The organism is Flavivirga aquatica, assembly GCF_001747085.1.
GTDB lineage: Bacteria > Bacteroidota > Bacteroidia > Flavobacteriales > Flavobacteriaceae > Algibacter_C > Algibacter_C aquatica.
Window position 1 is genome coordinate 1 of sequence record NZ_MDJD01000033.1, and the last position, 336, is coordinate 336.

1 pseudogene is annotated in these 336 nt (G+C 34.8%); it reads left to right on the forward strand.

The features are described from left to right. Positions 1-134: 134 nt before the first annotated feature. Positions 135-336 (forward strand): annotated as a pseudogene (locus A8C32_RS06320) (transposase); the annotation flags it as partial.

The following is a 336-nucleotide window of genomic DNA, read 5'->3' on the forward strand; positions in this document are numbered from 1 at the left end:
TTCAGCACTATATCAACATTGTAAGTCAAAGCACTATTCTAAATTAAAAGTAGCAAGAAAATCACATCATAAAAAAGATGAGCAGGCTGTAGAGGCTTTTAAAAAAACTCCCCAACCTATTAACTAATATTAGAATGCGTCTTAATAAAGATAAGTATGATAGTATTGATATAATGTTTCAAGATGAGGCTAGATTTGGGTTGATGACTCATCAGAAAAGAACCCTCACCGCTAGAGGAGTTCAAGCAAAAGTACACTACCAACATAGCTATAAATATGTATGGCTTTGGGGTAGTTTTTCACCAATAACGGGACATGCCTTTTACTGGGAAACAC